Origin of the sequence: Xenophilus sp., assembly GCF_044462705.1 — a bacterium.
Taxonomy (GTDB): domain Bacteria; phylum Pseudomonadota; class Gammaproteobacteria; order Burkholderiales; family Burkholderiaceae_C; genus Xenophilus; species Xenophilus azovorans.
Genome location: NZ_JBIQNC010000048.1, coordinates 1 through 26,185, shown reverse-complemented (window position 1 = coordinate 26,185; position 26,185 = coordinate 1). Strand labels below are relative to the sequence as shown.

Genomic DNA, 26,185 nt, shown 5'->3' with positions numbered 1-26,185 from the left:
GGTCGCCGACGCGCCGGCCGGTCTCCACGCGGGTCTGCTGCACGCGGCCGTCGGGTTGCACCACCATCACGTTGTTGAAGCCGTCGCGCGGCACCACGGCGGCTTGCGGCACGGTCTGCGCGTTGCTCTTGCCCAGCTCGAAGTCGCCGCGCGCGAACATGCCGGCCTTCACGCCGGTCTTCTGCAGCGCGCCCGGCAGGTCCACGTAGACCAGGGCGTTGCGCGTCTGCGGGTCCACCGTCGGCGCCACGGTGCGCACCGTGCCGCGCACCTGCTCGCCGCTGGCGGCGGTCACGACGGCCGGCGTGCCCGGCGCGATGCGCGACAGCTCGGCGGAGGTGACCTCGGCGCGCCACTCCAGCCGGCCCTGGCGCACCAGGCGGAACAGCTCCGTGCCCGCGTTCACCACGCTGCCCACGGTGGCGCCGCGGGCGGAGATCACGCCGTCGTCGGGCGCCAGCACCTGGGTGTTGCGGCTGCGCACCTGCTGCGCCGACACCACGGCGCGCGCCGCCTGCACGCGGGCCCGGGCGGTCTGCGCCGTCGTCACGTACTGGTTGATCTGCTGCTGGCTCAGCGCGCCGGTCTTCTCCAGCGTGCGGGCCCGCTCGGCATTGGCGGCGGCATCGGCCGCCTGCGCTTCGGCTTCGGCCAGGCTGGCCTGGGCCTGCGCCACGTCGGCGCGCACCGTGTCGCCGGTAAAGACGGCCAGCACCTGGCCCTTCTTCACCACATCGCCCACGTTGACGCGCACCTCGGCCAGTTTCAGGCCGCTGGACTCGGAGCCGATGCTGGCCTCCTGCCAGGCGGCGATGTTGCCGTTGGCGGCCAGCGTCACGCTCAGCTCGGCCGGCTCGGGCGAGGCGACGGTGACGGCGAGCGCCGGGCGCGGCGCGGCCGGGTCCGGCGCCTTGGCCGCGTCGCCGCCGCCCGCGGGGGCGTCGCCCGAGGGCCTGGCGATCAGCCAGAAGGCCAGGGCCGCCGCCAGCACGAGGAGGGCGGCGATGAGAAGGTTGCGCTTGGAGCGTGTCATGGTGCGATGGATGGCGAAGTTCTCAGAAGGTGTGAATGAATCCGGCGTGCCCGAGCAGGCCGTCAAAACGTGCCCGATCAAGGCGCAAAGCGCAGCCATAGCTCGGGCTATGGCGAGCATTTGCAACGCGGAGCGGGTGCGTTTTGGCGGGATGAGCGGGCATGTCGGGTTCGTTCACGCCTTCTCAGGGCTTCGGGTCGGGGGCGCCGCCGCGGGCGGCCTGCGGCGCGTCGGGGCGCGCCCAGCCGCCGCCGAGGGCGCGGTAGAGCGACACCCAGGCCTGGGCGCGCTCGCGCTGCAGGCCGACGCGGGCGGTCTGCGCGGCGAAGAGGGTGCGGCGCGATTCCTCCAGCTCGAACTGGCTGGCCATGCCGCTGCGCCAGCGGGATTCGGTGGCGTCGAAGGAGGCCTGGTAGTCCTTCACCGCGCGCTCGGCGTCGGCGCTGCGCTCGTCGGTGGCCTGGAGGTTGGTCAGGGCCTCTTCCACTTCCTTGACGGCCTGGCGCACGCCGGCGCGGTACTGCGCGGCCGCCTCCTCGTAGCGGGCCTTGGCCGCCTCGGTGTTGGCGGCGCGCGTGCCGCCGTCGAAGATCGGCACCGTGAGCGCCACGGGGCCGATGCTCCAGGTGTCCAGCGTCTCGCGGAAGCCGCTCACGCGCAGCTGCATGCGGCCGATGGAGCCGGTGAGCGACAGGCGTGGATAGCGCTGCGCCTGCATCTGGCCCACCTCGGCGCTGGCGGCGGCCACGGCGAGTTCGGCGGCGTAGACGTCCGGCCGCTGGGCCAGCGTCTGCGCCGGCACGCTGCTCACGGGGTGCAGCGCGGGCAGGGCGAGGTCGACGGGGCGCTCGTCGAGCCGGCGCGCGAGGTCCTGCGCGTCCAGCCCGGTCAGCGCCACCAGGCCCTGGCGCAGCACCTGGCACTGGGCGCGTTGCTGCACCAGGCGGCCGCTCGCGTCGGCGGCGCCGGCACGGGCCAGCGCGGCGTCGGCCGGCGCGGTGAAGCCGGCGTCGGCCGAGAGCTGGGTGAGGCGGGCGCTTTCCTGGCGCGAGCGCGTGTCCGATTCCGCCACGGCGAGTTGGCGCGCGCAGGCGCGTTCGGCGAAATAGGCGTTCGCCGTCTCGGCGGCGACGGCCACGCGCGCGTCGTGCCACTTCGCCTCGCTGGCCGCCAGGCGCGAGGCGGCGGCGTCGCGGCCGGCGCGCAGGCCGCCGAAGAGGTCGATCTCCCAGCTCGACTGCAGGCCGGCCTGCAGGACGGTGACCGCCGGGATGGCGCCGGACGCGCCCAGGCCGGCGCTTCCCGTGTCGCCGGTGCCGGTGCCCGTGCCGCCGACGCCGGTGGTCGGCGAGGCGCTGCGGGTGGCGGACAGCGTGCCTTCCAGATTGGGCGCCAGCGCCGCGCCGGCTTGCACGCGGCTGGCGCGCGCCTCGGCGATGCGCGCGGCGGCGCTGGCCACGCTGGGGCTGGCCGCCTGGGCGGCATCGACCAGGTCGGCCAGCAGCGGGTCGCCGGCCTGGCGCCACCACTGGTCGAGCGAGGACAGCGAGCCGCCGTGCGCCAGCGCCTCGGCCGGCACCGGCGACTGCCAGCGTGCCGGCACCGGCGCCTCGACCTGGGCCGGCGGGCGGCCCAGCGCGCAGCCGGCCAGCGCCAGCGCGGCCAGGCACAGGCCGGCGCACCTGAAGGGAGGGGCAAGGGGAAGGAAGCGGTTCATGCGGTGGTGGTGCGGGCGCGGGTGCGCCGGATGCGTGTGGCCGCCGGCGGCGTGGGCACGGGCGCGCGCCGCTTCGCCTCGGCCTCGACGAGCGCGGCGGCGTACTGCGCGAGCCGCTGCGCCCACAGATCGATGTCCTGCGCGCGGCGCATCAGCGAGGGGCGCACGGCGAGCACGAAGTCGTTCGCCACGAACAGTTGCAGCGCCAGGCCGGTGATGGCCAGCGCCAGGCGGTGGATGTCGTCGTCGGCCTTCACGCCCAGGTGCCGGCACAGGATGCGCACCAGCGCGGCGTGCGGGCCCTTGATGTCGCGCTCGAACTCCTTGGCCCACTGGCTGGTGGGCTCGAGCATCTCGCGCATGTGCAGCCGCATGCACTGGCGCACGATCTCGCCGCGCTTGAGCGGCTCGACGTAGCTGGAGAGGAAGCGGCGCAACGCCTCGCCGACCTCCAGCCCGGGCGCGTCGTACAGTGCGACCAGGTCGCCGGCGCTGCCGCCCATGGGCTCGCTGAAGCAGGCCGCGTACAGGCCGGCCTTGTCGCCGAAGTAGTAGCTGATGGCCGCGAGGTTGGCGCCGGCGGCCTGCGCGATCTCGCGCGTGGAGGTCTTGGCGAAGCCGCGCTCGGCGAACAGGCGCAGCGCGGCCAGCAGCAGGCGCTTGCGCGCCTCCAGGCCGTCGCTGCGCGCGCCGCGCGCCGCCGTGATCGGGGGGATGGGCATCGAGGGGCGGATTAGAGCACGAAGGTCAATCGTTTGATTGAACTCGGCCACAGCGCCTACAGGGGCATTGCCTGTCCGCCTGCATTGTGGACGGGCCCTGCCGGCGCATTGATGACGATGGCGTGGCGGATTGATGCCGGATGCGCAGGCTACGATCGTGCGCCATGGCCGCCGCATCCCCATCGCCCGCGCTGCCGCTGGACGCCGAGGGCATCCTCGCGCTGGCGGCGCGTTCCATGTTCCAGCTGTTCTCCAGCATCAGCCAGGGCATGTTCCTGATCGACCGCACGGGGCGCATCGTGTGGGTCAACGAGGGCTACCGCCGCTTCCTGCCCGACCTGGGCTTCGCCTCGGTCGACCAGTTCCTCGGCCACATGGTGGAGGACGTGATCCCCAACACGCAGATGCGCCGCGTGCTGGAGACGGGCGAGCCGGTGCTGGTTGACCTGCTCACCAACAAGGCCGGCACCTTCGTCGTCAGCCGCCTGCCGCTGCGCGACGAGCGCCCGGACGGCACGCCGGGCGAGCTGATCGGCGCCATCGGCATCGTGCTGTTCGACCATCCGCAGACCACGCTGCAGCCGCTGATCAGCAAGTTCGCGCTGCTGCAGCGCGACCTGGACGAGGCGCGGCGCGAGCTGGCCAGCCAGCGCGCCCGCGCGGCGCGCGGCGGCGAGGCGCCGCGCCAGGCCAAGTACAGCCTGGCCAGCTTCATCGGCAGCAGCCCGGCGGCGTCGGAGGTCAAGCGCCACGCGCGCCGCGCCGCACAGTCCTCCAGCCCGGTGCTGCTGCTGGGCGAGACGGGCACGGGCAAGGAATTGCTGGCGCACGCGATCCACGGCGCCTCGGCGCGCGCGGCGGGGCCCTTCGTCAGCGTCAACATCGCAGCCGTGCCCGACACGCTGCTGGAGGCCGAGTTCTTCGGCTTCGCGCCCGGCGCCTTCACCGGCGCCGACCGGCGCGGGCGCGAGGGCAAGTTCAAGTTCGCCGACGGCGGCACGCTGTTCCTGGACGAGATCGGCGACATGCCGCCGACCGTGCAGGCCAAGCTGCTGCGCGCGCTGCAGGAGGGCGAGATCGAGCCGCTGGGCTCCAACCGGCTGGTGCCCTTCGACGCGCGGGTGATCGCCGCCACCTCGCGCGACCTGCCGGAGATGGTGCGCCAGGGGCGCTTCCGCGAAGACCTGTACTACCGCCTGAACGTGCTGCCCATCCGCGTGCCGCCGCTGCGCGAGCGGCGCGCCGACATCCCGGCGCTGGTGGAGGCGCTGGGCGAGGAGATGGCGCAGCGCACCGGCGACGCGCCGCCGGAGCTGCTGCCGGACGCGCTGGCGCTGCTGGCCGGGCAGCGCTGGCGCGGCAACATCCGCGAGCTGCGCAACGTGCTGGAGCAGGTGGCGATGCACAGCGACTCGCAGCGGGTGGACGCGGCGCAGCTCACGCGCATCCTGCGGCAGGCGGGGGCGGGCGAGGTCGCGCCGGCCGCGCCGCCGGAGCCGGGCGATGCGGCGCAGGACGAGGCGGCCCTGCTGCGCCCGCTGGCCGAGCAGGTCGCGGGACTGGAGCGGCGGGCGATCCAGGCGGCGCTGGCGCACACCGGCGGCAACAAGCTCAAGGCGGCGCGACTCTTGGGCATCTCCCGCGCGACGCTCTACGGACGCCTGGAAAACCCTGAATAAACATTGGACAAATGTCTGAATTTCAGCCAAATCAAACGGCTGAAATTCAGGCAAATCAGGGGTGGGTGCGGAGGAATTTCCTTTTGTGACAGCAGGTTGAGTGGGTGGCACGGACTGTGCAATATCCAGTCATCTGACAGAAGGAGACCTCCCATGCACCGTCGCCACCTCATCGCCTGCGCCGCACTTGCTGCCGTCGCCACCGCCCCTGCCTGGGCCCAGTCGGGCGAGATCCGCATCGCCCACGTCTACAGCAAGACCGGCCCGCTGGAGGCCTACGGCAAGCAGACGCAGGCCGGCCTGATGATGGGCCTGGAGTACGCCACCGGCGGCACCATGGCCGTCAACGGCAAGAAGCTGGTGGTGATCGAGAAGGACGACCAGGGCAAGCCCGACCTGGGCAAGTCGCTGCTGGCCGCCGCCTACTCCGACGACAAGGCCGCGCTGGCCGTCGGCCCCAGCTCCTCGGGCGTGGCCCTGGCGATGCTGCCGGTGGCCGAGGAGTACAAGAAGGTGCTGATCGTCGAGCCCGCCGTGGCCGACTCCATCACCGGCGACAAGTGGAACAAGTACATCTTCCGCACCGGCCGCAACTCCAGCCAGGACGCGATCAGCAACGCCGTCGCGCTGGACAAGCCCGGCACCGTGATCGCCACGCTGGCGCAGGACTATGCCTTCGGCCGCGACGGCGTGAAGGCCTTCAAGGACGCGGTCAAGAAGGCCAAGATCGTCCACGAGGAATACCTGCCGGCCAACACCACCGACTTCACCGCCGGCGCGCAGCGCCTGATCGACAAGCTCAAGGACCAGCCCGGCCGCAAGGTGATCTGGATCATCTGGGCCGGCGCGGGCAACCCCTTCAAGATCGCCGACCTGGACCTCAAGCGCTACAACATCGAGATCGCCACCGGCGGCAACATCCTGCCGGCGATGGCGAGCTACAAGCAGTTCCCGGGCATGGAAGGCGCCACCTACTACTACTTCGGCATCCCGAAGAACCCGGTGAACGACGCGCTGGTGTCGATGCACTACAAGGAATACAAGACGCCGCCGGACTTCTTCACGGCCGGCGGCTTCTCGGCGGCGATGGCGATCGTGACGGCGCTGAAGAAAACGGGCGGCGACACGAACACCAACAAGCTCATCAGCACCATGGAAGGCATGAGCTTCGACACGCCCAAGGGCACGATGACCTTCCGCAAGGAAGACCACCAGGCCATGCAGAGCATGTACCACTTCAAGATCAAGAACGACCCGGCCTTCGCCTGGGGCGTGCCGGAGCTGGTGCACGAGATCAAGGCGTCCGAGATGGACATCCCCATCAAGAACAAGCGGTAGTCGGGCTCACCCCCAGTCTCCGCGCTTCGCGCTCCGCCAACCCCCTTGCAGGGGGCACACCCTGCAGCCCGGCAAAGCCGGTTCCGCGGGTGTTCCCGCACAGGCATCGCCCGGCTCGCCGGCTGACTTCCACTCATGCTCGAAACCCAGGACCTGACCATCCGCTTCGGCGGCCACGTCGCGGTGAACGCCGTGAGCTGCCGCTTCGCGCCGGGCACGCTCACGGCCATCGTGGGCCCGAACGGCGCGGGCAAGACCACGTACTTCAACCTGATCTCGGGGCAGCTCCGGGCCACGGCCGGTAAGGTGCTGCTGGATGGGCGCGACCTCTCGGGGCTGCCTGCATCGGCCCGCACGCGTGCCGGCCTGGGCCGCGCCTTCCAGCTCACCAACCTGTTCCCCAACCTCACGGTGCTGGAGAACGTGCGCCTGGCGGTGCAGGCGGCGCATGCAGGCCCGCACCGCCGCGGCCTGAACCTGTGGAGCATCTGGAGCGACCACCGTGCGTTGACGGAGCGCGCCGACGCGCTGCTGGCCGATACCAACCTGAAGGCCCGCGAGCACGATGTCGTCGCCAGCCTGCCGCATGGCGACCAGCGCAAGCTGGAGGTGGCGCTGCTGATGGCCCTGGAGCCGCAGGTCTTCATGTTCGACGAGCCCACGGCCGGCATGAACGCCGCCGAGGCGCCGGTCATCCTCGACCTGATCCGCAAACTCAAGCAGGACCCATCCAAGACCATTCTGCTGGTCGAGCACAAGATGGACGTGGTGCGCGAACTGGCCGACCGCATCATCGTGCTGCACAACGGCACGCTGGTGGCCGACGGCGAGCCGGCCGAGGTGATCGCTTCGCCGGTGGTGCAGGAAGCCTACCTGGGCGTGGCGAAGGAGGCGGCATGAAGCGCCACTGCATCCACTCCCTCCCCCTCTGGGGGAGGGCAGGGGTGGGGGCCGGCGGCGGCCGATACGTCGCGGCGCCGGCAAGGCCGCGAGCCCCCGTCCCCACCTTCCCCCAGCGGGGGAAGGAGCAACAGCCATGAACCTGCTCGAACTGCAAGGCGTGCACACGCACATCGGCGCGTACCACATCCTCCACGGCGTCGACCTCGCCGTGCCCAAGGGCCAGCTCACCATGCTGCTGGGCCGCAACGGCGCCGGCAAGACGACCACGCTGCGCACCGTCATGGGCCTGTGGAAGGTGGCGCAGGGCCGCATCGCCTTCGCCGGCAAGGAGATCGGCGGCCTGGCGACGCCGCAGATCGCCGACCTCGGCATCGCCTACGTGCCCGAGACCATGGGCATCTTCGCGGACCTGACCGTGAAGGAGAACATGCTGCTGGCCGCGCGCGCCGCCCGCCGCGCGCAGGACATGGACGAGGCGCGGCTGAAATGGATCTTCCGCCTCTTCCCCGCTGTGGAGAAGTTCTGGAACCACCCGGCCGGCAAGCTCTCCGGCGGGCAGAAGCAGATGCTGGCCGTCTCGCGCGCCATCGTCGAGCCGCGCCGACTGCTCATCATCGACGAGCCCAGCAAGGGCCTGGCGCCGGCCATCATCAACAACATGATCGACGCTTTCGCCGAGCTGAAGGCCAGCGGCGTCACGATCCTGCTGGTGGAGCAGAACATCCACTTCGCGCAGCGCCTGGGCGACACGGTGGCCGTGATGGACAACGGCCGCGTGGTGCACGCCGGAACGATGGCCGACTTCTCGGCCGATGCGCAACTGCAGCAGCGCCTGCTGGGGCTGTCCCTATGAGTCTCAAGATGGATGTCGACTGGAAACCGCTGCTGCTGGTGCCCGCGCTGGCGCTGCTCGCGCTGCCGCTGGTGGGTTCGCCCAGCACCTGGCTCACGCTCACCGTCGCCGGGCTGGCGATGGGCATGATCGTGTTCATCATCGCCTCCGGCCTCACGCTGGTCTTCGGCCTGATGGACGTGCTGAACTTCGGCCACGGCGTGTTCATCGCGCTGGGCGCCTTCGTCGCCACCAGCGTGCTGGGCGCGATGGGCGACTGGACGCAGTCGCAGTCCATCCTCGCCAACCTGGTGGCCGTGCTGCCCGCGATGGTGGTGGCGATGCTGGTGGCCGGCGCCGTGGGCCTGGCCTTCGAGCGCTTCATCGTGCGGCCGGTGTACGGCCAGCACCTCAAGCAGATCCTCATCACGATGGGCGGCATGATCATCGGCGAGGAGCTGATCAAGGTGATCTGGGGGCCGGCGCAGATCCCGCTGCCGCTGCCCGAGGGGCTGCGCGGCTCGTGGCTGTGGGGCGATGCGGCGGTCGAGAAATACCGCGTGCTGGCCGTCGTCGTCGGCGCGCTCGTGTTCGGCCTGCTGGCCTGGACGCTGGCGCGTACCAAGATCGGCCTGCTGATCCGCGCTGGCGTGCAGGACCGCGAGATGGTCGAGTCGCTCGGCTACCGCATCCGCGTGCTCTTCGTCGGCATCTTCGTGGCCGGCAGCGCGCTCGCCGGGCTGGGCGGCGTGATGTGGGGGCTGTACCAGCAGAACGTCATCCCGCAGATGGGCGCGCAGGTCAACGTGCTGATCTTCATCGTCATCATCATCGGCGGGCTGGGCTCGACCACCGGCGCGCTGATCGGCGCGCTGCTGGTGGGGCTGATGGCCAACTACACCGGCTTCGTCGCGCCGAAGGTGGCCCTGTTCTCCAACATCGCGCTGATGGTCGCCATCCTGCTGTGGCGGCCGCAGGGCGTGTACCCCGTGGCAGGGAGTCGCTGATGCTGCGCCGCCTGCTCTCCAACGACCTGCCGCGCAGCAAGGTGCTGGCGGTGCTGCTGATCGCCGTGCTGCTGGGCCTGGCCTTCGCGCCCTTCGTCTTCCCGGGCGTCAAGGCGCTCAACGTGGCGGCCAAGATCCTGGTGTTCATCGTGCTCGTGGCCAGCTTCGACCTGCTGCTGGGCTACACCGGCATCGTCAGCTTCGCGCACACCATGTTCTTCGGCATTGGCGCCTACGGCATCGCCATCGCCGCCACGCGCATGGGGGCGGGCTGGGACGCGGTCGCCGTGGGGCTGGCCTGCTCGCTCGCGGTGTCGCTGGTGCTGGCGCTGGCGATCGGCCTGTTCTCGCTGCGCGTGCGGGCCATCTTCTTCGCCATGATCACGCTGGCGGTGGCCTCGGCCTTCCAGACGCTGGCCTCGCAGCTGTCGGAGTTCACCGGCGGCGAGGACGGCCTGAGCTTCAGGCTGCCGGAGATCATCTCGCCCAGCTTCGAGTTCAGCGAGGAGCCCTTCCTCGGCGTCTCGCTCGACGGGCGCCTGCTGTGCTACTACCTGCTGTTCGTGGTGGCCGTGGTGCTGGTGCTGGCGCTGCTGCGCATCGTCAACTCGCCCTTCGGCCGCGTGCTGCAGGCCATCCGCGAGAACGAGTTCCGCGCCGAGGCGATCGGCTACCGCGTGGTGGTGTACCGCACGCTGTCGGCGGCGCTGTCGGCCCTGTTCGCCACGCTGGCCGGCGCGATGCTCGCCCTCTGGCTGCGCTACAACGGGCCGGACACCTCGCTCTCCTTCGAGATCATGATCGACGTGCTGCTGATCGTCGTCATCGGCGGCATGGGCACGGTCTACGGCGCGGCCATCGGCGCGGTGCTGTTCGTGGTGGCGCAGAGCTACCTGCAGGACCTGCTGCGGCTGGGCAATGAAGCCGTGTCGGGCCTGCCCTGGCTGGCGGCCCTGCTGTCGCCCGACCGCTGGCTGCTCTGGCTGGGCCTGCTGTTCGTGCTGTCGGTCTATTACTTCCCGACGGGCATCGTCGGAAAACTCAGGGCAAGGAGCAGCGCACGATGAGCACACCCGCATCCCGCTACGCCCCGCTGTGCGGGCGCGAGATCCACTGGGTGGAGTGGGGCGAGGAGGGCGCGCCCGCCGTCATCGCCTGGCACGGCCTGGCGCGCACCGGCCGCGACATGGACGAGCTGGCGCAGCACCTCGCGCAGCGGGGCTTTCGTGTCATCTGCCCCGACACGCTCGGCCGCGGCCTGAGCCAGTGGAGCCCGGCGCCGGACGAGGAATACACGCTGGCCTTCTACGCCCGGCTGGCCGATGCGCTGTGCGATCACCTGGGCCTGGCGCGCGTGCACTGGATCGGCACCTCCATGGGCGGCGCCATCGGCACCGTGTGCGCCTCGGGCCGCCTCGCGCCGCGAATGAAGGCGTGCATCGCCAGCCTGGTGCTCAACGACAACGCGCCCGAACTCGCGGCGCCCGCGCTGGAGCGCATCAAGGCCTACGCGGGCCAGCCGCCGGCCTTCGACACCGTGGCCGAACTGGAGGCCTTCTTCCGCACCGTCTACCGGCCCTACGGCTGGCTGAGCGACGCCCAGTGGCGGCGCCTCACCGAAAGCTCCACGCGGCGCCTGCCCGACGGCCGGGTGACGCCGCACTACGACCCGGCGATGGTGCGCCAGTTCACCGCGCACGAGAACGACTACCTGATCTGGGACCACTACGACGCGATCGAGGTGCCGGTGCTGCTGCTGCGCGGCGCCGAGTCCGACCTGGTGCTGCCCGAGGTGGTCGAGCGCATGCGCCACCGCGGCCCCGGCGCCGCCGGCCGGCTGCAGGTGATCGAGGTGCCCGGCTGCGGGCATGCGCCCGCGCTCAACGTGCCGGCGCACCTGGAGCCGGTCGAGGCCTTCATCCGCGCCGCGGACGCAGGCGGCGCGGCGCCGCAGGCGAGGGCGGCATGACGCAGGTCGCCGTGCTGCGCGCCGACGACGAACGGCCGCCGCGCGCGCCGCAGGCGGGCGACGGCGTGGCCGAGTGGTTCGAGCCGATGCTGGCCGGCCGGCTGGTGCAGGCCGGCCTGCCCACGCTGGCGGCGCTGGCCGGCCGCATCAACGAGGCCGGCGCGCGCTGGTGGTACCCGGTGCGCGGCCTCGGCGCCACCAAGGCCGCGCGCATCGCCGAATGGCTGCAGGCGCGGCAGGGCGAGACGGGCCTGGCGGTGCGGCTGCCCGTGCGGCCGGCGCAGGCGCAGCGCCCGCACGCGGCGCGCGACCTGGCATGGCGGGCGCCGCGGCCGGCGGCGCATCCGTTCCCGCCGTCCTTCACCACTTGAAAGATCCCGCGGCAGCCACTCCCCGCAAGACCCCGGTGCGCGGCGCCGCTAGCCTCGGTCGTCGCAAGGAGAGAGCTTCATGGAGTTCCTGGACGCGCCGCCGCAGCCCCACTACTTCACGCCGGAGCACGAGCAGTTCCGCGCCGGCCTGCGCGCGTTCATCGCGCGCGAGATCACGCCCTTCGTCGACGAATGGGACGAGGCCGAGACCTTCCCGCGCGCGCTCTACGAACGCGCCGCCGAGCTCGGCGTGCAGGGCCTGGGCTACCCGGAGGCCTACGGCGGCACGCCGGCCGACCTGTTCCACCAGCTCATCGTGGCCGAGGAGTTCGCCCGCTGCGCCTGCGGCGGCGTGTCGGCCTCGCTCAACTCGCACAGCATCGCGCTGCCGCCGATCCTGAAGGCCGGCAGCGAGGCGATCCGGCAGCGCGTCATCCCGCCGGTGCTGGCCGGCCGCAGGATCGCCGCGCTGGCCGTGACCGAGCCCGGCGGCGGTTCCGACGTGGCGCACCTGCGCACCCGCGCCGTGCGCGACGGCGACCACTACGTCGTCGACGGCGAGAAGACCTTCATCACCTCGGGCATGCGCGCCGACTTCATCACCACCGCCGTGCGCACCGATCCTTCCGTGCCCGGCGCCGAGGGCATCTCGGTGCTGGTGATCGACGGCGACACGCCGGGCCTGACGCGCACGGCGCTCAGGAAGATGGGCTGGTGGTGCTCCGACACCGCGCACCTGCGCTTCGACGGCTGCCGCGTGCCGGTGGCCAACCTGGTGGGCGAGGAGCACCGCGGCTTCAGGGTCTTCATGGACAACTTCAACAGCGAGCGCCTGTTCATGGCAGCGCAGGCCTGCGGCCTGGCCGGCGTGTGCCTGCAGGAGGCGCTGGACTGGACGCGGCAGCGCCAGGTCTCCGGCAGCGCGCTCTCGCAGCGGCAGGTGGTGCGCCACAAGCTCATGGACATGACGGTGCGCATCGATGCGGCGCGCGCGCTGGTCTACGACCTGGCCTGGCGCATCCAGCACGCGCAGGCCCGGCCGGCGCAACTGGTGGCGCGCGCGTGCCTGGCCAAGGTGCAGGCCACGCAGGCGCTGCAGTTCTGCGCCGACCAGGCGGTGCAGCTGCTCGGCGGCATGGGCTTCATGCGCGGCACGAAGAGCGAGCGCATCTACCGCGAGGTCAAGGTGATGATGATCGGCGGCGGCTCGGAGGAGGTGCTGAAGGACCTCGCGGCGCGGCAGCTGGGCGTCTGAAGAATCATGGGCCGCGACGACCTCATCGCCGACCTGCGCGCCGAGTGCGAGGAACTGGCCGCGCTGTGCGGCGGGCTCGCGCCGGCGCAGTGGCGCGTCGCCAGCGCCTTCTACGGCTGGAGTGCCTGGGACGAGATCGCCCACCTGTGCTACTTCGACGAGGCCGGCCTGCTGGCCGCGACCGACGCCGACGCCTTCGCGCGCGACACCCGGGCGCTGGCCGGCCGGCTCGCGCGCGGCGAGGAGATCAGCGCCATCGCCCGCGAGCGGTACGGCCACCTGGACGGCGCCGCGCTGCTGGCGCACTGGACGCCGCTCAGCGCGCGGCTGGCGGACGCGCTGGCCGCGCTCGATCCCAGGGCGCGGCTGCCGTGGTACGGGCCGGACATGAGCGCGCGCTCCTTCGCCACCGCGCGCCTGATGGAGACCTGGGCCCACGGGCAGGACGTGTGGGACGTGGCGGGCCGCACCCGCCCGGCCACGCCGCGCCTGCGGCACATCGCGCACCTGGGCGTGACGACCTACCGCTGGACCTTCGTGAACCGCGGGCTGCCGGTGCCCGAGCCGGTGCCGTGGGTGGCGCTGGACGCGCCGGACGGCAGCACCTGGACCTGGGGCGACCCGGACGCGCCGCAGTGGGTGCGCGGCCCGGCGCAGGACTTCTGCCTGGTCGTCACCCAGCGCCGCCACGTGGCCGACACCGCGCTGGCGGCGAGCGAGGGCAGCGCCAGCCGGTGGCTGGCCATCGCGCAGTGCTTCGCAGGGCCGCCGGCCGACGGCCCGGCGCCGGGCGTGCGCAAGCCGGCGGCCTGATGACCGGCGAGCCGCTCACGCTGGCGCTGCAGGCGCCCATCGAGGCGGCGCTGGCACGGCTGCGCGCCGGGCGCGGCGAGCGCTGCCTGTCGGAGTGGTGCTTCTCGAACCTCTACCTGTTCCGCGAGGTCCATGCCTACCGCTACCTGCCGGGGCCGTGGCCCGCCATCGCCGGCTGCAGCTACGACGGGGCGCGCCACCTGATGCCGCTGTTCGAGCCCGCGCAGGCGCCGGCCGAGGTGCTGCGCGCCCTGTCCGCGGCGCACGGCCACCTTTATCCGGTCGCGCGCGACCAGTCGGAAGCCTTGGAGCCAGGGCGCTTCACCGCCACCGAATCGCGCGACGACGCGGACTACCTCTACCGCGCCGCCGCCTTCGCCGACTATGCGGGCCGGCCGCTGGCCGCCAAGCGCAACCAGTTGCGCCGCTTCCTGGCCGCGCACCGGCCGCAGGCGCTGCCCTATGCGCCGGTGCTGGAGGGCGCCGCGCGCGAGGTGCTGGCCGGCTGGATGGCACACAAGGGCAGGGCGGGCGGCGAGGCCGACGAGGCCGCCTGCATCGAGGCCTTCGCGCATGCCGGGGCCTTCGGGCTGGAGGGCTTCGTGCACTTCGACGGCGCGCGCCCCATCGGCATCGTGCTGGGGCAGATGCTGGCGCCGGGCGTCTGCGCCATCCGCTTCGCCAAGGGGCGGGACGGCGACCCCGGCCTGTACCCGTACATGTTCCGGCACTTCTGCCGGGCCTTCGAGCCGCAGTTCGGCCGGCCGCTGCACTGGCTCAACTTCGAGCAGGACATGGGCATCGCCGGCTTCCGGCGCAGCAAGATGTCCTACCGGCCGGCGGCGCTGCTGTCCAAGCTGCGCCTCGCGCCCGCCGCCTGAGCGGGCAGCCACTGGGCGCAAGACCCGGCGCCGGCCGCTTCCTAAGCTGGCGGCATGGCGACCATCGAATCCACCCTCTCGCCCGGCAGCGCGTCCTTCCAGGCCAACCGCGAGGGCATGCTGGCGCTGCTCGGGCGCGTGCGCGCCTGCGAGCGCCGCGCGGCCGAGGCCTCGGAACGCTCGCGCACGCGCTTCGAGCAGCGCGGCCAGTTGCTGCCGCGCGAGCGGCTGTCGCTGCTGCTGGACCCCGGCGCGCCCTTCCTGGAGATCGCCAGCCTGGCCGGCCTCGGCCTGGACAACCCCGACCTGGACAGGAGCGTGCCCGGCGGCGGCGTGATCGCCGGCATCGGCTGGGTGTCCGGCGTGCGGGTGATGGTCACCGCCTCCGACTCGGGCATCGACGCCGGCGCGCTGCAGCCCATGGGGCTGCCCAAGCAACTGCGCATCCAGGAACTGGCGCTGGAGAACCGGCTGCCCTTCGTGCAGCTGGTGGAGAGCGCCGGCGCCAACCTGATGACCTACCGGGTGGAGGAGTTCGTCACCGGCGGCAGCCTGTTCCGCAACCTGGCGCGCATGTCGGCCGCCGGCCTGCCGGTGGTGACGGTGACGCACGGCTCCTCCACCGCCGGCGGCGCCTACCAGACCGGCCTGTCCGACCACATCGTGATGGTGCGCGGGCGCTCGCGGGCCTTCCTGGCCGGCCCGCCGCTGCTGAAGGCCGCCACCGGCGAGATCGCCACCGAGGAGGAGCTGGGCGGCGCCGAGATGCACACCGGCATCTCCGGCCTGGGCGACTACCTGGCCGAGGACGACCGCGACGCGATCCGCCTGGCGCGCGAGATCCTGGCGCACATCGACTGGAACCGCGACCTGCCGCCGGCGCCGGCGCACCGCTTCAGGCCGCCGCGCCACGACGCCGAGGAGCTGCTCGGCATCATGCCCACCGACCTCAAGCGACCGGTGGACATGAAGCAGGTGATCGCGCGCATCGTCGACGACTCCGAGTTCCTCGAGTTCGGCGAGCGCTACGGCAGCGCCACCGTCACCGGCTTCGCCAAGGTCGAGGGCCTGCCGCTGGGCGTGGTCACCAACAACGGCCCGATCGACCCGGCCGGCGCGGCCAAGGCCACGCACTTCATCCAGGCCTGCTGCCAGGCGGGCACGCCGATCCTGTACCTGCAGAACACCACCGGCTACATGGTCGGGCGCGCGCACGAGGAGGCCGGCATCATCAAGCACGGCTCCAAGATGATCCAGGCCGTCACCAACGCCACGGTGCCGCAGGTCACCATCCAGTGCGGCGCCTCCTTCGGCGCCGGCAACTACGGCATGTGCGGGCGCGGCTTCCAGCCGCGCTTCTGCTTCTCGTGGCCCAACGCGCGCACGGCCGTGATGGGCGGCGAGCAGGCCGCGCAGACCATGGTCAACGTGACCGAGGCGGCGATGAGGCGCAAGGGTGGCGAGGCCGACCGCGCGAAGCTCGCGGAGATGGAGCGCCGCATCGTCGAGCGCTTCGACAGCCAGATGAGCGTGTTCACCACCAGCGCGCGCCTGCTCGACGACGGCGTGATCGACCCGCGCGACACGCGTGCCGTGCTGGCGCAGGTGCTGTCCATCTGCCGCGACGCCGGGCTGCGCCGGCCGAAGCCCATGCAGTTCGGCGTGGCGCGTCCCTGATGTCCGTCAACGACCCCGCCGCCGCCATGAACGCGCCGTCCCACGCCACGCCCTTCCACAAGCTCCTCGTCGCCAACCGCGGCGAGATCGCGCTGCGCGTGATGCGCTCCGCGCGCGCGCTTGGCCTGCGCACGGTGGCCGTGTACTCCACCGTCGACGCCGGCGCGCGCCACGTGCTGGAGGCCGACCAGGCCGTGTGCATCGGCGAGCCGCTGCCCGCGCACAGCTACCTGCGCATCGACGCCATCGTCGAGGCGGCGCGCCGCACCGGCGCCGACGCCGTGCATCCGGGCTACGGCTTCCTGGCCGAGAACGCGGCCTTCGCCCGCGCCTGCCGCGACGCCGGCCTGGTCTTCGTCGGCCCCTCGCCCGAGGCGATCGCGGCGATGGGCCACAAGGCCGGCGCCAAGGCGCTGATGCAGCGCGCCGGCGTGCCCTGCATCCCCGGCTACCAGGGCGAGGACCAGACCGAGGCGCGCCTGGCCGAGGAGGCCGCACGCATCGGCTTCCCGGTGATGATCAAGGCCACCGCCGGCGGGGGCGGGCGCGGCATGCGGCTGGCGGCATCGGCGGCGGAATTCGCGGAACTGCTGCGCAGCGCGCGATCCGAGGCGCAGAGCGCCTTCGGCGACGCCGGGGTGATCCTGGAGCGCGCCATCGCCGAGCCGCGCCACATCGAGATCCAGGTCTTCGCCGACCGCCACGGCCACGCCATCCACCTGGGCGAGCGCGACTGCTCGGTGCAGCGGCGCCACCAGAAGCTGATCGAGGAGGCGCCCAGTCCCGCCGTCACGCCCGCGCTGCGCGAGCGCATGGGCGCCGCCGCCGTGGCGGCCGTCCAGGCCATCGGCTACGAGGGCGCCGGCACGCTGGAATTCCTGCTCGACGGCGAAGGCGCCTTCTACTTCATGGAGATGAACACGCGCCTGCAGGTCGAGCATCCGGTCACCGAGGCGGTGACCGGGCTGGACCTGGTGGCGCTGCAGCTTCGCGTGGCCGCGGGCGAACCGCTGCCGCTCGCGCAGGAGGACGTGCGCTTCTCGGGCCACGCGATCGAGGTGCGGCTGTGCGCCGAGGACCCGGCCCAGGGCTTCATGCCGCAAAGCGGCGTCGTCGCGCTGTGGCGGATGCCCGTGCCGCTGCTGCGCGTGGAGGACGCGCTGCACGCCGGCGCGCAGGTGCCGCCCTTCTACGACTCGATGATCGCCAAGCTCATCGCCCACGGCGCCACGCGCGACGAGGCGCGGCGCAAGCTGATGTGCGGACTGGAGGACGCGGTGGCGCTGGGCGTGGCGACCAACCAGCGCTTCCTGCACCGCTGCCTGGCGCATCCCGTCTTCGCCGCCGGCGGCGCGACCACCGCCTTCGTCGGCCGGCACCTTGACGAACTGCTCGCCGAGGAGGCCGGCGCCCGCGAGCGCGCCGTGGCGCTGGGCGCCGTGCTGCTGCACGGCAGCGCTCGCAGCCCGCTGGCGCACCGCCTGCCGGTCTCGCAGCGCCTGGAGATCGACGGTCACACCTGGCGCGTGGACCTCGTGCCGGGCCGAGGCAGCCGCTTCGAGGCGAGGGTCGGCGGGCGCACGGTCGCCGTCGAGATCGCCGAGACCGGCGAGCACCACGCGCGCTTCACCTGCGACGGCGTGTTCGAGCGCGCGGACTTCCACCGCGACGGCACGACGCTGCTGCTGCACTACCGCGGCCAGGCGCTGCGCATCGAGGACAGGACGCTCGCTCCCGCGCTGCGGCGGGGAGAGGAGGGCGGCGACGGCCGGCTGCGCGCCTCGACCAACGGGCGCGTGGTCGCGGTGCTGGCCGAGGTGGGCGATCAGGTGCGCGCCGGCCAGCCCATCGTCACGCTGGAGGCGATGAAGATGGAGCACGTCCATGCGGCGCCGGTGGCCGGCCGGCTGGCGGCGCTGCACGTGCAGGTGGGCGAGCAGGTGGACGCGCGGCGCGTGGTGGCGGAGATCGAGGCGGCGGATGCCGCTGCTGCGCCGCCGGGTTGACGAAGGCCCTCAGCCGACTTCGCCGCGCGTCGGCCAGCCGGACAGGTGGCGCTCGGCGATGCCGGCCAGCGCGGTGATCCATGCGCGGTCGTCGTTGAGCGCCGGGATGTAGTGGAACGCCTTGCCGCCGCTGTCCAGGAAGGCGGCGCGGCCCTCCATCGCGATCTCCTCCAGCGTCTCCAGGCAGTCGGCCGGGAAGCCGGGGCACAGTACGTCCACGCGGCCGACGCCGCGGCGGCCCAGCTCGCGCAGCGTGGGCTCGGTGTAGGGCTGCAGCCAGGCGGCGCGGCCGAAGCGCGACTGGAAGGTTACGTCCCAGGCGTCCTCGCGCCACTGCAGGCGCTCGATCAGCTGCATGGCGGTGCGGCGGCACTGCGTCTCGTAGGGGTCGCCCAATCGGATGTTGCGCTCGGGGATGCCGTGGAAGCTCAGCAGCAGCCGGTCGGGCCGGCCGTGGGCCTGCCAGTGGCTCTGCACGCTGGCGGCCAGCGCATCGACGTAGCCGGCGTCGTCGTGGTAGTCATTGACGAAGCGCAGTTCGAGCTGCCGGCGCTGGCGCGCCTGCCAGGCGTTGACCTCGTCGACCACGCTGGCGGTGGTGGTGGCCGAGTACTGCGGATAGGCCTGCAGCACCAGCACGCGGTCGATGCCGCCGGCCTTGAGCGCGTCGAGCTGCGCGGCGATGGAGGGCGGGCCGTAGCGCATGGCCGGCTGCACCGCCACCCGGTGGCCGCGCTCGTCCAGCCAGCCCTGCAGCAGCGCGGCCTGCCTGTGCGTCCACACCGCGAGGGGCGAGCCCTCGGCGCTCCAGATGCTGGCGTACTTGGCCGCCGAGGCCGCCGGCCGGCGGCGCAGGATCAGGCCGTGCAGCAGCGGCAGCCACACGATGCGCGGGATCTCCACCACCCGCGGGTCGCCCAGGAACTGCGCCAGGTAGGGCCGCACGGCGGCGGCGGTGGGCGCCTGCGGCGACCCGAGGTTGCACCACAGGACGGCGGTGCGCGAGGCGGCCACCGGGGGGCTCTGGATCGAATCGGGCTCGGGACGGAAGCGGGGCATGCGATATTCTGGGCCATGACCCGCGCCGCCTCCGCGACCGAAGCACCGCCCCTGGACGTGAAGCGCATCGCGGCGATCACGCTGGACCTCGACGACACGCTCTGGCCGATCTGGCCCACCATCGAACGCGCGGAGCAGGCCCTGCACGAATGGCTGGAGCGCCGCGCGCCGGCCACCGCGCAGCTGCTGGCCGACCCGCAGGTCCACCGCGAGCTGCGCCAGGCCACGGCCAAGGAGCTGTCCGACCTGGCGCACGACCTCAGCGCGCTGCGCCGCGAGTCCATCCGCGCCGCGCTGCGCCGCGCCGGCGAAGACCCGGCGCTGGCCGACCCCGCCTTCGACATCTTCTTCGCCGAGCGTCAGCGGGTGGAGCTGTACGACGACGTGCTGCCCGCGCTGCGCTGGCTGAGCGAGCGCTATCCCCTGGTGGCCGTGTCCAACGGCAACGCCGACCTGCAGCGCACCGGCATCGCGCGCTGGTTCCGCACCGGCTTCAGCGCCCGGAGCTTCGGCAGCGGCAAGCCGCACGCGCCCATTTTTCGGGCCGCGGCGGCCTCGGTCGGCCTGCTGCCGCGCGACGTGCTGCACGTGGGCGACGACGCCGAACTGGATGTGGCCGGCGCCCTCAACGCCGGCATGCAGGCGGCCTGGGTGGTGCGCGATGCACGCCCCTGGGCCGAGGGCGCGCGGCCTCAACTGGTGGTGCCCAACCTGCATGCGCTGTGCATGGCGCTGGATCTCTGAATTTGTTACTTATGGCTTAATTTGTATCCAAAAGGATACAGTCCTAAAGTTCTCAAAAGTGAACTTTTCCACAGTGAATAGACACTTTTGTTTAACCTTTGTTTCCTGGCAGTTGCAGTCCTGGATGCAGCCCTACATTCGCGGACATCGGCTCCGATGTAACGAAATGTGCGGGGCGATCGGTGGCCCAGGCCACCGTAGTTCAACTCGCAACACCAGGAATCAACATGTTCATCAAGAAGGCAATTGCAGCGGCGATGGTGCTGGGCGCAGCGGGCTTCGCAAGCCAGGCGATGGCGGAGACGGCCACGGCCACTTTTCAGGTCAAGATGACCATCCTCAAGAGTTGTTCGGTGGCGACGAGCGCCGCCTCCGACATCAACCTCGGCTTGTCCGTGCAGCCGACCGCCACCAACCAGACCGGCAACGGCACCATCAACGTCACCTGCTCCAAGACGACGCCCTACAAGGTCGGCCTGCGTCCCACCAACAACGGGACGGACAACGGCACGGGCGCGATGGTCTCCACGACGAACCCCACCGGCAACACGGACAAGGTGCCCTACACGCTGTATTCCAACGCAGGCTTCACCACCGTCTGGGGCAACACGATCGACACGAACACGGTGACAGGCACGGGCTCGGGGGCGGCGCAGGCCCACACGGTCTACGCACGCAACACCAACGCCAACTTCACGCCCGACAGCTACGCCGACACCGTGACCGTCACGGTGACGTACTGATCGGCCAGCAAGGAGTGCGGGCGTGGCGGTGAAGCGCATCCTGGCCCTGGCCTGCCTGCTGCTGGGCGGCGGGCTGGCCGGCGCCGCCGGCCTGCAGGTCGCGCCCGTCACCCTGTCGCTCGAGCCCACCCGGCAGGCCGACGGCCTGTGGCTGTCCAACACCGGCGACGCGCCGCTGGACGCGCAGGCGCGCGTCTTCCGCTGGACGCAGGAGGACGGCGAGGACCGGCTGGCGCCCACGCGCGAACTGCTGGTGAGCCCGCCGATGCTGCAACTGCCCGTGGCAGGGCGCCAGCTGCTGCGCGTGATCCGCAACGGCGCGCCGCCCGCCGGCCCGGCCGAGCAGGCCTACCGTGTGCTGGTCGACGAACTGCCCGTGCCGCAGGCCGACGGCCGCAAGGGCCTGAACTTCGTGATGCGGCATTCGCTGCCCATCTTCGTGCTGCCGGCCGGCTCGCCGCCGGCACCGCCGCAACTGGCCTGGCGGCTGGTGCGGCAGGACGACCGGGTCGTCCTGGAGGTGAGCAACGGCGGCGGCACGCATGCCCAGGTCGCGGACCTGGCGTTCACCGATGCCGCCGGCCGGCGCACCCCCGTGCACGCCGGCCTGCTCGGCTACGTGCTGCCCGGCGCCACCATGCGGTGGTCGCTGCAGCCTCCTGCAAGCACTTTCTCGGGCCCGGGCCAATGGCAGGCCATGGTCAATGGCAACACCGCGCCCCAAGACATCGCGCCGCTGGATCCCTCGCGCTGACAGGCTGCTGTACCTGGGTCTGCTCGCGCCTGCCTGCCAGGCTGCGGCCCAGGGCCTGCCTGCCGCCGGCATCCCCGCGGCCACGCGCCCGGCGGCCATGCTCGCGGCGGCCGAGGAGACCCCGCTCTTCCTCGAAGTCATGCTCAACGGCATGCCGCGCGGCCTGCAGCCCTTCGTGTGGCGCGCAGGCGAGCTATGGGCCGAGGCGGCGACGCTGCGGCAGATCGGTTTCGTGCTGCCGGCTGACGCCGTGCCCCTGCAGCGCCTGCGCGCGCTGCCGGGCCTGGCCGTGGACTACGACGCGGCCGGCCAGCGCGTGGCCCTGCAGGCGCCGCTGCCGCTGCTGCAGCTGCCCACCACCGTGGTCGGCTCGCCGGAGGTGCCCGCGCAGGCGGCGAGCGCCAGCCCCGGCGTGCTGCTGAACTACGACCTCTACGGCACCCAGGGCCGCGGCGGCAGCGCCAGCCTCAGCGCCTTCGGCGAACTGCGCGCCTTCAGCGGCGACGCGGTGTTCAGCACCACCGCCCTGATGCAGCGCATCCGCGGCGTGGGCGACGAAGGCTGGCACAGCCAGTCGGTGCGGCTGGACAGCACCTGGAGCCGCTCCTTCCCCGACGAGATGCTCACGCTGCGCGTGGGCGACACGCTCACCGGCTCGCTGCCCTGGTCGCGCGCCACGCGCATCGGCGGCGTGCAGCTGGCGCGCAACTTCGCGCTGCAGCCCTATCGCAGCACCGCGCCGCTGCCCAGCTTCATCGGCTCGGCCACCCTGCCGTCGGAAGTGGAGCTGTTCGTCAACGGCATCCGCCAGTACAGCAGCCAGGTGCCGGCCGGCCCATTCCAGTTGAACACGCTGCCCGTCATCAACAGCGCCGGCACCGCCCAGGTGGTGCTGACCGACGCGCTCGGGCGCGCGACGACGCTGAGCTTCTCGATGTACGACTCCGGCCGCCTGCTGGCCAAGGGGCTCACCGACTGGACGGTGGACCTGGGCGTGGTGCGGCGCAACTACGGCGTGCGCTCCTTCGACTACGGCAGCGAGCCGGTGGCCACGGGCACCTGGCGCCGCGGCCTGAGCGACAGCTTCACGCTGGAGGCGCACGGCGAGGCCACGCGCGGGCTGGCGCTGGGAGGCGTGGGCGGCGTGTGGCAACTGGGCGGCGCCGGGCTGGTCTCGGCCGCGCTGGCGCACAGCCGGCATTCGGCCGGCAGCGGCAGCCAGGGCAGCCTGTCCTACACCTGGACGCGCGAGCGCGTCAGCGCCAGCTTCAGCGGCACCCGCGCCTTCGGCGACTACCGCGACGTGGCCGCGCAGTACGGGGCGGCGCCCCCGCGCGCCACGGCGCGCGCCAGCGTGGGCTACAGCACCGCGGCCCTGGGCAGCTTCAGCCTCAGCTACCTCTACCTGCGCCAGGCGGACCAGCCGGCCGCGCGCTATGCGAGCCTGGGCTGGTTCCAGTCGCTGGGCCGCACGGCCTCGCTGTCCATGGGCTTCAACCAGAACCTGGACAGGCGCGAGGAGCGCAGCTTCTACCTGAGCCTGAACTGGTCGCTGGACAGCCGCACCAGCGTCGGCGCCGGCGTGCAGCACGACGGCCGCGGCACGAGCGGCACCGTGAGCGCGCAGCGCTCGGTGCCAGGCGAGGGCGGCTGGGGCTGGCGTGCCACCGCGCGTGCCGGCGGCGACGCGCAGGGCGGCCAGGCCGACCTGGACTACCTCGGCGACCACGGCCGCCTGCAGGCCGGCGTGAGCGACTTCGGCCGCGGCAGCCGCCAGGCCTATGCCGGCGCCACCGGCGCCCTGGTGCTGATGGGCGGCCACGGCTTCGCGGCGCGCCGCATCGACGACGCCTTCGCGGTGGTGAGCACCGACGGCGTGCCCGACGTGCCGGTGCGCCTGGAGAACCGGCCGGTCGGCCGCACCGATGCGCGCGGCATGCTGCTGGTGGTGCCGGTGCAGGCCTACCAGAACAACCGGCTGGCCATCGACCCGATGCAACTGCCGGCGGACGTGCGCATCGACCGCACCGAGACCCTGTTCACGCCGGCCGACCGCGCAGGCGCGCTGGTGCGCTTCGGCATCGCGCCGGTGCGTGCGGCCAGCGTGCAACTGGTCGATGCCGCCGGGCAGCCCGTGCCGCTGGGCAGCCGGGTGCGCCTCGAAGGGCAGGCGGGCGAGGGCGCCGTGGTGGGCTACGACGGCATGGTCTACCTCGAAGGCCTGGCGCCGGCCAATGCCCTGGCCGTGCACACGCCGGCCGGTGCCTGCACCGCGCGCTTCGCTTGGAGCCGGCCGGACAGCGGCCTGGCGCAGATCGGCCCCGTGCCCTGCCTGCCATGAGCGGATGGAACCCATGACGATGACGACATGCCCGGGTGCGGGACGCGCAGGTCGCTTCTGGCTGCGCTGGCTGCTGTGGTGCCTGCTGGTGCTGTGCGGCTCGGCGGCGCAGGCGCAGAACTGCTGGAACAGCGGCAAGAGCGACCTGAATTTCGGCCCGATCGCCGTCGGCAGCGCGGCCACCACGATGGGCGATGTGCAAGTAACCTGCCGGGCTAGCGACTGGCCGCTTGCGCCTACGGTCTTCAGGATGTGCATCTATGCGGCGGGCTATCCCACCACAGCCGACATCAGCCCGCGCCGGATGACCAACAACGGCGTAGATGGGCAGCCGCCCAAGTTCATGCCTTACTACCTGTATTCCGATGCGGCGCGCACCAGCATCCTTGGACCGGAAGGCAATAGCTCATACACCGCCTATGTGCGGACCTTCACCGTGCCTCCGTCGACGACGCAGACGTTCACGATTCCCATCTACGGGCGTGCCACGGCCACTGCCGGTTTGCCGGGAGGGCAGGGCTTCTACGCCTACAACAACACCGTCACGGTCGATTGGGCCGGTGGCCTGCTGGGCATCACCCCTGCAAACTGCAATGGGGGGCTGCTGGTTGCCGGAGGCACCGCCACCTTCGGCCTGCAGGTACAGGCCAGCACGATCAACAGCTGCACCGTCTCCATCGCCTCGGCCAGCGACATGGACTTCGGCAGCGCCACCTCGCTGGCCGCCGCGCGCGACAGCACCTCCGCCATCACGCTCAACTGCCCGAGCAACAGCCAGTGGAAGGTGGGGCTGAGCAACGGCCTGCATGCGCAAGGCACCCAGCGCCGCATGGCCGGCCCCGGCAGCGACTTCATCAGCTACGAGCTGTACCGCGACCCGGGCCGTACCCAGCGCTGGGGCAGCAACACGGCCTCGGGCGGCGACACGGTCAACGGCGGCGGCAGCGGCAGTGGCAGCCCGGTCACGCTCACCGTGTACGGCCGCGTGCCGGCGCAGCCGGCGGTCCAGCCCGGCAGCTACGGCGACACCATCACCGTCACGCTGACCTACTGAACAAGCAAGGGACGGCGGCCCGGACACATCCGGGAACCAATCCGCCCGCCCTGAAACACACTGGGCACGGCCTGCCGTCCATCGACGGCGGGCCGGGCCGTTTCCGCATTTTTTCCACTGCCTGTTCGAGAAAGGATCGTTCCGCATGTCCATCGCGCTCCGCCGCCTGCCCGCCCTGTTCGTGTTGCTTTGCGCCCTGTTGCTGGCCTGGCCGGCCGCCCACGCGCAGCAGATGGTGGCGGCGGCGCGCGACGGGGTGATGCTGCGCAGCGGCGCCAGCGAGCGGGCGAAGGCCAAATGGTCGGTGGACCGCGGCTACCCGCTGCAGGTCGTCGGCCGCAGGGGCGCCTGGCTGCAGGTGCGCGACTTCGAGGGCGACCGCGCCTGGGTGCTGAGCTCGCGCACCAACCGCCGGGCGCACATGGTCTCCAAGGCCAGCGTGCTCAATGTCCGCGCCACGCCCGCTGCGCGGGGACGCATCGTCGCCCGGGCCGGCTATGGCGACGTGCTGCGCACGCTGGAGCGGCGCGGCGACTGGGTCAAGGTGCGCACCGGCGCTGGCGTGGTCGGCTGGGTGGCACGCAGGTTGGTGTGGGGGTTCTGACTCAGTCCAACTGCGCCGCCGCCTCCAGCGCGCTGCGCACGGCGCCCTCGAGCGTGGCCGGGTAGGGGCCTTCGATATGGTCGCCGCAGGCCAGCAGGCCCGGGGCGACCCGGGCGCCCGGCCGCTGCAGCCCGGGCGTGCAGGCGAAAGTGGCGCGCTTCTCGACGATGGTCTGCACGGGCGCCAGGCCGGTCCAGCCCAGTTCATCGCGCGCCTGTCCGATGACCTGCGCCTCCAGCGCGTCGCGCGCCTCGCCGCAGGCGCTGACCACGAAGGCCGCCAGTCCCGTAGGGCCGCCGAGCCGGCCGCGGTCGAACACGAACTGCGCCGGGCCGCCGCGCAGCGCGAGCATCGGCAGGCCCGGCCACGAGGGCGCGCCGCTCAGGTAGACGGTGGCGATGCCTTCGTGCGCCAGCGCCTCGGCCGTGCGCGCCCAGGCCGCTGCATCGGCCACGCCGGTGGAATGCGCCAGGCGGGCGCTCTCCCAGGCCGGCGCGGCGAGCACGACGCGGTCGAAGCGCTCGCTGTCCACGCGCCAGCCCTCGCCGTCGGGCTGCAGCGCCTGCACGCGGTGGCCCAGGCGCATCGCGGCGCCGCGGGCCGACAGCCAGCGCATCGCGGCATCGGGCAGCAGGGTGCCCAGGTCGGTGCGCGGCAGCAGCAGGTCGGCGCCGCCGGGCTCG

25 protein-coding genes are annotated in these 26,185 nt (G+C 72.4%); 19 read left to right on the top strand and 6 right to left on the bottom strand.

Annotated features, from left to right (window positions below):
* From ACIY1X_RS10050 to ACIY1X_RS10035, 4 genes are all read right to left on the bottom strand, one after another.
* On the bottom strand, nt 1-1,033 hold a 1,033-nt coding region (locus ACIY1X_RS10050), incomplete at its 3' end, for an efflux RND transporter periplasmic adaptor subunit (RefSeq protein ID WP_399680215.1).
* A 22-nt stretch (nt 1,034-1,055) separates the two neighbouring features.
* Nucleotides 1,056-1,211 carry a hypothetical protein gene (locus tag ACIY1X_RS10045; protein WP_157007740.1) on the bottom strand — a complete coding sequence of 52 codons (156 nt, stop codon included), beginning with the start codon at nt 1,209-1,211 and terminating at the stop codon, nt 1,056-1,058.
* 6 nt (nt 1,212-1,217) lie between these two features.
* A complete protein-coding gene (locus ACIY1X_RS10040) occupies nt 1,218-2,750 on the bottom strand; it encodes an efflux transporter outer membrane subunit (protein ID WP_399680213.1) in 1,533 nt (510 codons plus the stop codon).
* Complete coding sequence (locus tag ACIY1X_RS10035; protein WP_399680211.1) at nt 2,747-3,472, bottom strand: CerR family C-terminal domain-containing protein; 726 nt, start codon at nt 3,470-3,472, stop codon at nt 2,747-2,749. The genes ACIY1X_RS10040 and ACIY1X_RS10035 overlap by 4 nt, the downstream gene beginning before the upstream one ends.
* A 164-nt stretch (nt 3,473-3,636) precedes the next feature.
* Here ACIY1X_RS10035 and ACIY1X_RS10030 point away from each other — a divergent pair, with 164 nt between their 5' ends.
* The 13 genes from ACIY1X_RS10030 (at nt 3,637) to ACIY1X_RS09970 (ending at nt 18,203) form a co-directional block, all read left to right on the top strand.
* Nucleotides 3,637-5,151, top strand: coding sequence for a sigma-54 interaction domain-containing protein (locus ACIY1X_RS10030; RefSeq protein WP_399680209.1), 1,515 nt, complete (start codon nt 3,637-3,639; stop codon nt 5,149-5,151).
* A 153-nt stretch (nt 5,152-5,304) separates the two neighbouring features.
* Nucleotides 5,305-6,489, top strand: coding sequence for a substrate-binding domain-containing protein (locus ACIY1X_RS10025; protein WP_399680207.1), 1,185 nt, complete (start codon nt 5,305-5,307; stop codon nt 6,487-6,489).
* Between the two features lie 135 nt (nt 6,490-6,624).
* Entirely contained in the window at nt 6,625-7,389 is a 765-nt protein-coding gene (locus ACIY1X_RS10020) for an ABC transporter ATP-binding protein (RefSeq protein WP_399680205.1), read from the top strand.
* 136 nt (nt 7,390-7,525) lie between these two features.
* Complete coding sequence (locus ACIY1X_RS10015) at nt 7,526-8,245, top strand: ABC transporter ATP-binding protein (RefSeq protein WP_399680203.1); 720 nt, start codon at nt 7,526-7,528, stop codon at nt 8,243-8,245.
* Nucleotides 8,242-9,231, top strand: coding sequence for a branched-chain amino acid ABC transporter permease (locus tag ACIY1X_RS10010; protein WP_399680201.1), 990 nt, complete (start codon nt 8,242-8,244; stop codon nt 9,229-9,231). The genes ACIY1X_RS10015 and ACIY1X_RS10010 overlap by 4 nt, the downstream gene beginning before the upstream one ends.
* Nucleotides 9,231-10,298: a branched-chain amino acid ABC transporter permease gene (locus tag ACIY1X_RS10005; RefSeq protein ID WP_399680199.1), complete on the top strand. Its 1,068-nt coding sequence runs from the start codon at nt 9,231-9,233 to the stop codon at nt 10,296-10,298. The genes ACIY1X_RS10010 and ACIY1X_RS10005 overlap by 1 nt, the downstream gene beginning before the upstream one ends.
* On the top strand, nt 10,295-11,200 hold the full coding sequence (locus ACIY1X_RS10000; protein ID WP_399680197.1) for an alpha/beta fold hydrolase: 906 nt from the start codon (nt 10,295-10,297) through the stop codon (nt 11,198-11,200). Before ACIY1X_RS10005 ends, ACIY1X_RS10000 begins: the two co-directional genes overlap by 4 nt.
* Nucleotides 11,197-11,571 (top strand): phage integrase family protein, encoded by a 375-nt coding sequence (locus tag ACIY1X_RS09995; RefSeq protein WP_399680196.1) that lies wholly within the window; start codon nt 11,197-11,199, stop codon nt 11,569-11,571. The genes ACIY1X_RS10000 and ACIY1X_RS09995 overlap by 4 nt, the downstream gene beginning before the upstream one ends.
* Nucleotides 11,572-11,650: 79 nt before the next feature.
* The gene (locus tag ACIY1X_RS09990; RefSeq protein ID WP_399680194.1) at nt 11,651-12,826 is read left to right on the top strand and encodes an acyl-CoA dehydrogenase family protein; all 1,176 of its coding nucleotides are present in this window, start codon (nt 11,651-11,653) and stop codon (nt 12,824-12,826) included.
* 6 nt (nt 12,827-12,832) lie between these two features.
* On the top strand, nt 12,833-13,639 hold the full coding sequence (locus ACIY1X_RS09985) for a TIGR03084 family metal-binding protein (protein WP_399680192.1): 807 nt from the start codon (nt 12,833-12,835) through the stop codon (nt 13,637-13,639).
* Nucleotides 13,639-14,520 carry a phosphatidylglycerol lysyltransferase domain-containing protein gene (locus ACIY1X_RS09980; protein ID WP_399680190.1) on the top strand — a complete coding sequence of 294 codons (882 nt, stop codon included), beginning with the start codon at nt 13,639-13,641 and terminating at the stop codon, nt 14,518-14,520. The genes ACIY1X_RS09985 and ACIY1X_RS09980 overlap by 1 nt, the downstream gene beginning before the upstream one ends.
* Before the next feature lie 54 nt (nt 14,521-14,574).
* On the top strand, nt 14,575-16,197 hold the full coding sequence (locus ACIY1X_RS09975) for an acyl-CoA carboxylase subunit beta (RefSeq protein WP_399680188.1): 1,623 nt from the start codon (nt 14,575-14,577) through the stop codon (nt 16,195-16,197).
* Between the two features lie 26 nt (nt 16,198-16,223).
* Nucleotides 16,224-18,203: an acetyl-CoA carboxylase biotin carboxylase subunit gene (locus ACIY1X_RS09970; RefSeq protein ID WP_399680186.1), complete on the top strand. Its 1,980-nt coding sequence runs from the start codon at nt 16,224-16,226 to the stop codon at nt 18,201-18,203.
* Nucleotides 18,204-18,212: 9 nt separating this feature from the next.
* On the opposite strand, the gene hemH is transcribed toward ACIY1X_RS09970, so the two are convergent.
* Nucleotides 18,213-19,262, bottom strand: a complete 1,050-nt coding sequence (hemH, locus tag ACIY1X_RS09965; protein WP_399680185.1) for a ferrochelatase — start codon at nt 19,260-19,262, stop codon at nt 18,213-18,215.
* Nucleotides 19,263-19,277: 15 nt separating this feature from the next.
* Here hemH and ACIY1X_RS09960 point away from each other — a divergent pair, with 15 nt between their 5' ends.
* From ACIY1X_RS09960 to ACIY1X_RS09935, 6 genes are all read left to right on the top strand, one after another.
* The gene (locus tag ACIY1X_RS09960) at nt 19,278-20,006 is read left to right on the top strand and encodes an HAD family hydrolase (protein ID WP_399680183.1); all 729 of its coding nucleotides are present in this window, start codon (nt 19,278-19,280) and stop codon (nt 20,004-20,006) included.
* A 227-nt stretch (nt 20,007-20,233) separates the two neighbouring features.
* A complete protein-coding gene (locus ACIY1X_RS09955) occupies nt 20,234-20,749 on the top strand; it encodes a spore coat U domain-containing protein (protein WP_399680181.1) in 516 nt (171 codons plus the stop codon).
* A 22-nt stretch (nt 20,750-20,771) separates the two neighbouring features.
* On the top strand, nt 20,772-21,503 hold the full coding sequence (locus ACIY1X_RS09950) for a molecular chaperone (protein WP_399680179.1): 732 nt from the start codon (nt 20,772-20,774) through the stop codon (nt 21,501-21,503).
* Nucleotides 21,454-23,844, top strand: coding sequence for a fimbria/pilus outer membrane usher protein (locus tag ACIY1X_RS09945; RefSeq protein ID WP_399680178.1), 2,391 nt, complete (start codon nt 21,454-21,456; stop codon nt 23,842-23,844). The genes ACIY1X_RS09950 and ACIY1X_RS09945 overlap by 50 nt, the downstream gene beginning before the upstream one ends.
* 13 nt (nt 23,845-23,857) lie before the next feature.
* Entirely contained in the window at nt 23,858-24,898 is a 1,041-nt protein-coding gene (locus ACIY1X_RS09940) for a spore coat protein U domain-containing protein (protein ID WP_399680176.1), read from the top strand.
* A 145-nt stretch (nt 24,899-25,043) separates the two neighbouring features.
* Nucleotides 25,044-25,502 carry an SH3 domain-containing protein gene (locus tag ACIY1X_RS09935; protein ID WP_399680175.1) on the top strand — a complete coding sequence of 153 codons (459 nt, stop codon included), beginning with the start codon at nt 25,044-25,046 and terminating at the stop codon, nt 25,500-25,502.
* Between the two features lies 1 nt (nt 25,503).
* Here ACIY1X_RS09935 and ACIY1X_RS09930 read toward each other — a convergent pair.
* A partial coding sequence (locus tag ACIY1X_RS09930) for an FAD-dependent oxidoreductase (RefSeq protein ID WP_399680173.1) occupies nt 25,504-26,185 on the bottom strand: 682 nt, incomplete at its 5' end.

Coding starts and splice junctions, on each gene's coding strand:
- ACIY1X_RS10040 (WP_399680213.1), bottom strand. CDS start 2,750: ATGAACCGCTTCCTTCCCCTTGCCCCTCCCTTCAGGTGCGCCGGCCTG.
- ACIY1X_RS10035 (WP_399680211.1), bottom strand. CDS start 3,472: ATGCCCATCCCCCCGATCACGGCGGCGCGCGGCGCGCGCAGCGACGGC.
- ACIY1X_RS10030 (WP_399680209.1), top strand. CDS start 3,637: ATGGCCGCCGCATCCCCATCGCCCGCGCTGCCGCTGGACGCCGAGGGC.
- ACIY1X_RS10025 (WP_399680207.1), top strand. CDS start 5,305: ATGCACCGTCGCCACCTCATCGCCTGCGCCGCACTTGCTGCCGTCGCC.
- ACIY1X_RS10020 (WP_399680205.1), top strand. CDS start 6,625: ATGCTCGAAACCCAGGACCTGACCATCCGCTTCGGCGGCCACGTCGCG.
- ACIY1X_RS10015 (WP_399680203.1), top strand. CDS start 7,526: ATGAACCTGCTCGAACTGCAAGGCGTGCACACGCACATCGGCGCGTAC.
- ACIY1X_RS10010 (WP_399680201.1), top strand. CDS start 8,242: ATGAGTCTCAAGATGGATGTCGACTGGAAACCGCTGCTGCTGGTGCCC.
- ACIY1X_RS10005 (WP_399680199.1), top strand. CDS start 9,231: ATGCTGCGCCGCCTGCTCTCCAACGACCTGCCGCGCAGCAAGGTGCTG.
- ACIY1X_RS10000 (WP_399680197.1), top strand. CDS start 10,295: ATGAGCACACCCGCATCCCGCTACGCCCCGCTGTGCGGGCGCGAGATC.
- ACIY1X_RS09995 (WP_399680196.1), top strand. CDS start 11,197: ATGACGCAGGTCGCCGTGCTGCGCGCCGACGACGAACGGCCGCCGCGC.
- ACIY1X_RS09990 (WP_399680194.1), top strand. CDS start 11,651: ATGGAGTTCCTGGACGCGCCGCCGCAGCCCCACTACTTCACGCCGGAG.
- ACIY1X_RS09985 (WP_399680192.1), top strand. CDS start 12,833: ATGGGCCGCGACGACCTCATCGCCGACCTGCGCGCCGAGTGCGAGGAA.
- ACIY1X_RS09980 (WP_399680190.1), top strand. CDS start 13,639: ATGACCGGCGAGCCGCTCACGCTGGCGCTGCAGGCGCCCATCGAGGCG.
- ACIY1X_RS09975 (WP_399680188.1), top strand. CDS start 14,575: ATGGCGACCATCGAATCCACCCTCTCGCCCGGCAGCGCGTCCTTCCAG.
- ACIY1X_RS09970 (WP_399680186.1), top strand. CDS start 16,224: ATGAACGCGCCGTCCCACGCCACGCCCTTCCACAAGCTCCTCGTCGCC.
- hemH (WP_399680185.1), bottom strand. CDS start 19,262: ATGCCCCGCTTCCGTCCCGAGCCCGATTCGATCCAGAGCCCCCCGGTG.
- ACIY1X_RS09960 (WP_399680183.1), top strand. CDS start 19,278: ATGACCCGCGCCGCCTCCGCGACCGAAGCACCGCCCCTGGACGTGAAG.
- ACIY1X_RS09955 (WP_399680181.1), top strand. CDS start 20,234: ATGTTCATCAAGAAGGCAATTGCAGCGGCGATGGTGCTGGGCGCAGCG.
- ACIY1X_RS09945 (WP_399680178.1), top strand. CDS start 21,454: ATGGCAACACCGCGCCCCAAGACATCGCGCCGCTGGATCCCTCGCGCT.
- ACIY1X_RS09940 (WP_399680176.1), top strand. CDS start 23,858: ATGACGATGACGACATGCCCGGGTGCGGGACGCGCAGGTCGCTTCTGG.
- ACIY1X_RS09935 (WP_399680175.1), top strand. CDS start 25,044: ATGTCCATCGCGCTCCGCCGCCTGCCCGCCCTGTTCGTGTTGCTTTGC.